Source organism: Pseudomonas sp. ES1 (assembly GCF_050586605.1).
GTDB classification, from domain to species: domain Bacteria; phylum Pseudomonadota; class Gammaproteobacteria; order Pseudomonadales; family Pseudomonadaceae; genus Aquipseudomonas; species Aquipseudomonas sichuanensis.
The window spans coordinates 25946-32223 of the sequence record NZ_JBOBDM010000063.1 but is presented as its reverse complement, the minus strand read 5'-3'; the positions used below and the strand labels follow the sequence as shown (position 1 = coordinate 32223).

Genomic DNA, 6278 nt, shown 5'->3' with positions numbered 1-6278 from the left:
GGACTAGCGCTGCATGCCCCAACGCCGCACGGTCAGCCGTTCCAGGGTATTGAACACCAGCCCCTCGACCAGCAACCCGATCAGGATCACCACGGCCAACCCGGCGAACACCTTGTCGGTATACAGCTCGTTGCGGTTCTGGAAGATGTACCAACCCAGCCCACCCTTGCCGCTGCTGGCACCGAACACCAGTTCGGCGGCGATCAAGGTGCGCCAGGCGAAGGCCCAGCCAATCTTCAGCCCCGACAGGATCGACGGCAGCGCCGCCGGCACCAGGATATGCAGCACCAGGCGCAAGCCGCGCAGGCCGTAATTGCGCCCGGCCATGCGCAGGGTTTCCGACACGCCGAGAAAGCCCGCGTAAGTGTTCAGCGCCAGCGCCCACAGCACCGAATGCACCAGCACGAAGATCAGGCTGTTGTCGCCCAGCCCGAACCACAGCAGCGCCAGCGGCAGCAGGGCGATGGCCGGCAGCGGGTTGAACATCGAGGTCAGGGTGCCCAGCAAGTCGCGCCCCAGTTGGGTCGACACCGCCAGGCTGGTCAGGCCGAAGGCCAGGACGATCCCCAATACGTAGCCCTTGAGCAGCACCACCAGCGACACACCGACCTTGGCGAATATCTCGCCGCTGAGCAGCCCCTCCGCCAATGCCGTAGCCGTCTGCACAAAGCTCGGCAGCAGCAGGTCGTTGTCGGTGAAGCGCGCCACCAGCTCCCACACCACGGCCAGCAGCACCAGGATCATCGCCTTGCGCAGCCAGCCCTGCTGCCACAGGCGCTGGGCCAGCGGCAGATCACGTTCCAGCGGCACCCCGGGCAGGGGCTGCAACTGCACTTCGTATTCCTGGCGAACAGCTGTCGTCGTCATGCCAAGGCTCCTGTTCAGTAGGCGATGCGGATGTCGTTGAAGCCAAGGTCGCTGGCCTGTGCCGGCGCCTCGTCTTCGTCGAACAGCAAGCGGTGGATGCGCCGGGCACTGGCCTGGAAGTCGCTGCCGCCCAGGCTGCCGAGATCGTACTGGTGGCTGTGCACTTCGGCCCGCACCCGGCCCGGGTGCGGCGACAGCAGCAGGATGCGGTTGCCCACCACCAGCGCTTCTTCGATGGAGTGGGTGACGAACAGCAAGGTGAAGCGCACTTCCTCCCACAGCAGCAGCAACTCTTCCTGCATCTTGCGCCGGGTCAGGGCATCGAGCGCGGCAAAGGGCTCGTCCATCAGCAGGATCTTCGGCTGGGTCGCCAGCGCCCGGGCAATCGCCACCCGGGCCTTCATGCCGCCGGACAGGGTGTGTGGATAGGCATCGGCGAACGCCGCCAGGCCGACCTTTTCCAGATAGTGCAAGGCGCGCTCCTCGGCCTCGGCGCGCTTGAGCTGGCCGGACACCAGCAGCGGGAACATCACGTTCTGCTTCACCGTCTTCCACGGCGGCAGCTGATCAAACTCCTGGAACACCACGATACGGTCCGGCCCGGGGCCGCGTACCGGCTGGCCTTGCAAAAGGATCTGCCCTTCACGGGGCTCGATGAACCCGGCCACGGCCTTGAGCAAGGTGGACTTGCCGCAGCCGGAGGGGCCGAGCAGCACGAAGCGGTCGGCGCGGTCGACTTCGAAACTGACCTGGTGGGTGGCCCGCACCACGCGCTGCGCGGTGCGGTATTCGAGGCTCAGGTTGTCCACCGCCAGCAGCGGTGGGGTGGCGACACGGCTCAGGTTGCTGGCCGTGTGGCCTGGCAATGGGGCGGTCATGGTCGGTCAGCTCCCCTGCAACGGGCGTTCATCCTGGAAGAAGTAGTCCTTCCACGACGCCGGCTTGTTCTTGATCGCACCGACGCGGTAGAGGAAGTCGGCCAACTTGTAGGTGTTCTTCGGGGTCACGGTGAATTCGTACTGCGGGTTGTCGATCAGCTTGATCAGCGCGTCGCGGTCGATCTTGGCCTTGGTCACGCGGATGTAGGTGTCGGCGGCGGCCGCCTTGTCCTTCTGGGCAAAGTCGGCGGCTTCGGCCAGGGCATCGACGAAGGCCTTGTAGGTCTTGGGGTTGTCCTTGCGGAATTTCTCGGTGGCGAACAGCAGGGTCGGCGAGTTGGGGCCGAGCAGGTCATAGCTGTTAAGCACCACGTGGACGTTCTTGTTGGCCAGCACCTGGTCCTGGAACGGCGGGTTGGAGAAGTGCCCGTTGAGTTCGGTGCCGCCGGCCAGCAACGCGGCGGTGGCATCCGGGTGCGGCACGGCCAGGGTGTACTTGTCGAGGCGGTTGTACTCCTTGTCGCCCCACTGCTGCGCGGCGGCATATTGCAGGAAGCGCGACTGCACCGAGACACCCACCGCCGGTACGGCGATGCGGTCCTTGTCGCCGATGTCGGCGATGGTCTTCACGTTGGGGTTGCTGCTGACCAGGTAGTACGGGAAATTGCCCAGCGAGGCCACGGCCTTGACGTTCTGGCGGCCCTTGGTACGGTCCCACACGGTGAGCAGCGGGCCAACGCCGGCGCCGGCGATGTCCACCGAACCCGACAGCAGCGCGTCGTTGATCGCCGCGCCGCCGGACAGCTGGGCCCAGTCCACTTCGATGTCGATGCCCTGTTCTTTGCCGTGCTTCTCGATCAGGTGCTGGTCACGCACCACGTTGAGCAGCAGGTAGACGATGCCGAACTGCTCGGCGATGCGGATCTTGCCCTCGGCGTGGGCCACGGTCGGCGCCGCGAGGCTGCCGACAACCAGGCTGGCGCCCAGGCCAATGCTTGCCGCCAGGCGGCTGATGGATTTGCGCATGATGAATTTCCTCAGTCGTCAGTACGGGGCATCGCCCTGGATGGTGGTGCGGTACAGCTTGCGCCGCAGGTGCGCGGGGCAGCCGGTGGCCAGGTGGATCAGCGAGCGGTTGTCCCAGAACACCAGGTCATGGGGCTGCCACTGATGGCGGTAGATGTTCTGTTCGAGCACGCTCAGGGCATACAGCTGCTGCAGCACGTCGCGGCTTTCGTCATCGGGCAGGCCGACGATGCGGGTGGTGAAGCCCTCGCTGACGAACAGCGCCTGGCGCCCGTTCTCCGGGTGGGTGCGCACCACCGGGTGGATGACTTCCTGCACCTGGGCCAACTGCTCGGCGCTCAAGGTCGGGCGCCAGTTGCCTTCGAACTTGGTCTCGGCATAACGCGCGGTGTAGGAGTGGGCGGCGTCACGGCCCTTGATGACCTTGCGCAGGGCATCGGGCACGGCGTCCCAGGCCTTGTGCATGTCGGCGAACAGGGTGTCGCCGCCCTCGCTGGGCAGCTCCTGGGCATGCAGCATCGAACCCAGGCTCGGCAGTTGCTTGTACGACAGGTCCGAATGCCAGAACTTGCCGGCATCGCCCAGGCCGATGTTGGCACCGTCCTCGACGATGTTGGACACGATCAGAATCTCGGGGTGGCCGGCCAGCAGGAACTGTTTGAGCACGTGGATCTGCAACTCGCCGAAGCGGCGGCTGAAGGCGATCTGTTGCTCGGGGGTGATGCGCTGGTCGCGGAACACCAGTACGTGGTGGTCCAGGTGGGCGCGATGGATTCGGTTGAAATCCTCGGCGTTGACCGGTCGGGTCAGGTCGAGGCCGACGATCTCGGCGCCGACGGCACCTGTGAACGGGCGGATTTCGAAGGTTTGCGGCAAGGCGCTGTCGATGGTCGACAAGGCGTTCGAGGCGGCTGGCATTGTTCACTCCCACGCAAGTGCGCGACTTCCAAGGCGCGCAACGATCAGAAACGCACGGGGATTGCCCGTGTGGGTTCGAGTCGTGCGGCGCGCCGATTGGTCGGCAGGTACGCAGTGGCAGTGACTATAAAGTCATAAGAAAAATAATTTAAATACCTTTAATGCATATGCATATGAGGCTGTGCCGTGGCTGCGGGCCAACACGCCCGGCGAACTTTGCCTATGCTGCTGGCTACCCAAAGGAATCTTGATGACGAGGGACGACGCCATGTTCTACGTGCAACGCGACGCCGACGGCCAGTTGCTGCGGGTAGAAGCAGCCCCCTATCACGGCTACACGGAAATGCTCTCGGCTGACCAGGCGGAAGTCCAGGCATGGCTCGCCGAGGACGCGGTCGAGAACAGCCTGCAGCAGCTCAAGCAGAGCGACCTGGACATGATCCGGGTACTGGAGGACCTGATCGAGGTGCTGACCGCCAAGGGTGTGTTCAGCATCACCGACCTGCCCCCTGGCGCCCAGGCCAAGCTGTTGAGCCGCTCCAGCGCGCGCAAGGCCCTGGGCGGCCTGAACAACCTGATCGAGGAAGATGAGCACGGCGGGCTGATCTGAGGGTTGCCAGCGCCCTGCCCGGCGCTGGCCTCAACGCCAGGGCGCCGGCCGCCCCACCCGCTGCCCCTGAATGCCCTGCACGCCCATCTCGCACAGCACCTTCAACTCCCCCTGGGTTTCCACCCGTTCGGCAATCAGTGGCAGATCGATGCTGTGCGCCGCCCGCTGGATGGCCTCGATGAACAGGCGCTTGTGCTGCTCGTGGTCAATGTTGCGGATGTAACCACCGTCGACCTTGAGATACGCCAGGCCCAGGTGGGCCAGGTTGCCGATCATGCTGAAGCGCCCGCCAAAACGCTGCAGGGCCAGGCTGAAACCCAGGCCGTGCAGGCGCCGGGTGAACTGCTCCAGTACGGCCTGTTCGGGCAACTGCTCTTCGCCAATTTCGAAGGTCAGCCGCGGCCCCAGCGCGCGGTGCTGGCCTAACAGCGTGTAGACGCGCTGCAAGGCCTGGGCATCGGCCAGGGTCGCGGCTGACAGGTTCAGCGCCAGCGCCGCGTGGTGCCGTGGCAGATGCTTGAGTACCCGCTCCAGCATCAGCGCATCGAGCCGCGCCATCCAGCCGAAACGCTCCAGCCAGGGCAGGAAGCACCCGGCGGCCAACGGCTCGCCCTGGCCGTCCTGCAGCCGTGAGGTCACTTTGAAATGCAGGATGCGTTGCGGGGCCTGGCAGTCCACCACCGGCTGGAAGAACAGCTCGAACTGCCCTTTGCTAAGGGCCTGGTCGAGGCGGCTGTGCCAGGCTTGCTGGCTGCCGACGGCCTGGGCTGCCGGCCCCTGCTCCAGGCATATCCAGCTCGGCGTGGCTTGGCTCTCGGCCCGGGCAAGGGCCTCATCGGCCTGGGTGAGCAGGGCCTGTGGCTCATCACCCGGGGCGTAGCTGACCAGGCCGATACAGGCCACCGGGGCAACATCGCTGGCACCGGTCTCGTGCAGGCTTTGCAGGCTGGCTTCCAGGGCCTGGGCCAGCTCGATCGCCTCGTCATGCACCAGGCCCGGCGCCAGCACGGCGAACTCGCCCCCGCGGCTGCGGGCGATCAGGTCATGGGTTTGCGGGTAGCGGGCGCAGGCCCGACGCAGCTGCTCGCCCACCGCCTGCAGCAACTGGTCGCTGCGCTGGCCACCCAGGCGGGCATTGAGGCCGGCGAGGTCCTGCACGCGCAACAGCAGCAGGTAACCGGCGCGGGCCTCCTCCAGGTTGCTGACCTGGGCACTGAGCTGCATCTCGAAGTATTGGCGGTTGGCCAGGCCCGTGAGGCTGTCCTGGTAGGCCTCATTGCGCAACTGCTCGCTGCGCTCGGCCTGCTCGCGGAACAAGGCTTCGAGTTTTTCGACCATCTGGTTCATCGCCTGCACCACCCGGCGCAGCTCAGGCGTGCGCGGCAGTTCTGGCAGGCTGAGGAATTCGCGCCGGGCAATGGCATGGGACTGCGCCACCATGTAATCCAGCGGCCGCAGTTGCCGGCGCAGCAGCAGCGCGCCAAGCACCGCACTGAGCACGCCGCACAGCAACAGCCAGCCCAGGCTGCCCAGGGCGCTCTGCCAGAGCTTGGCCAGGGCGAACATCGGATGGCTGATCACCTCGACCCGCGCCGCCTGCTGCCAGCCACGGCTGACGATCGCATCGCCACCGGCCGGTTCCAGGCTGGCCAGCCGGATGAACCAGGCCGGCACACCTGCGCTGTCGGGTACGGCGTGGCGCTCGACCAGCACGGCGTTGGTGCCCTGCTCGATGACCTTGATGCTGGCGTAATAACCGCTGTCGAAAATCGAGCTGACCATCAGCTCGACCATGGCCGGGTCGTCGATGTTCGGCGTCAGCGCCAGCGCCAAGGCGGTCGCGGCATCCTGGGCATGGGCGCGCAGCTGGTTGACGTACTGGCTGCGCGAGCTCTCCAGGCTGACCATGAAACTGCCGCTGAAGGCGACCAACAGGAGCAGGCAAATGGCAAGCAGCAATTGTTTGAACAGTGACATCT

Annotated in this window: 6 protein-coding genes; 1 reads left to right on the top strand and 5 read right to left on the bottom strand. The window is 65.7% G+C overall.

Features of this window, described 5'->3' with window-relative positions; translation table 11 throughout:
• Positions 1 to 3: 3 nt before the first annotated feature.
• The 4 genes from ACQ4N9_RS22255 to ACQ4N9_RS22240 are packed head-to-tail and all read right to left on the bottom strand — an operon-like array spanning position 4 to position 3689.
• Positions 4 to 867, bottom strand: a complete 864-nt coding sequence (locus tag ACQ4N9_RS22255; RefSeq protein WP_390968105.1) for an ABC transporter permease — start codon at positions 865 to 867, stop codon at positions 4 to 6.
• Between the two features lie 14 nt (positions 868 to 881).
• Entirely contained in the window at positions 882 to 1745 is an 864-nt protein-coding gene (locus ACQ4N9_RS22250) for an ABC transporter ATP-binding protein (protein WP_125466025.1), read from the bottom strand.
• Between the two features lie 6 nt (positions 1746 to 1751).
• On the bottom strand, positions 1752 to 2771 hold the full coding sequence (locus ACQ4N9_RS22245; RefSeq protein ID WP_390968104.1) for an ABC transporter substrate-binding protein: 1020 nt from the start codon (positions 2769 to 2771) through the stop codon (positions 1752 to 1754).
• Positions 2772 to 2789: 18 nt separating this feature from the next.
• Positions 2790 to 3689 carry a TauD/TfdA dioxygenase family protein gene (locus ACQ4N9_RS22240; protein ID WP_390968103.1) on the bottom strand — a complete coding sequence of 300 codons (900 nt, stop codon included), beginning with the start codon at positions 3687 to 3689 and terminating at the stop codon, positions 2790 to 2792.
• 268 nt (positions 3690 to 3957) lie between these two features.
• Between ACQ4N9_RS22240 and ACQ4N9_RS22235 the strand changes: the two genes are divergently transcribed.
• Positions 3958 to 4299 (top strand): tryptophan synthase subunit beta, encoded by a 342-nt coding sequence (locus ACQ4N9_RS22235; protein ID WP_110992037.1) that lies wholly within the window; start codon positions 3958 to 3960, stop codon positions 4297 to 4299.
• 30 nt (positions 4300 to 4329) lie between these two features.
• On the opposite strand, the gene lapD is transcribed toward ACQ4N9_RS22235, so the two are convergent.
• Positions 4330 to 6276, bottom strand: a complete 1947-nt coding sequence (lapD, locus tag ACQ4N9_RS22230) for a cyclic di-GMP receptor LapD (RefSeq protein ID WP_390968102.1) — start codon at positions 6274 to 6276, stop codon at positions 4330 to 4332.
• Between the last annotated feature and the right edge of the window lie 2 nt (positions 6277 to 6278).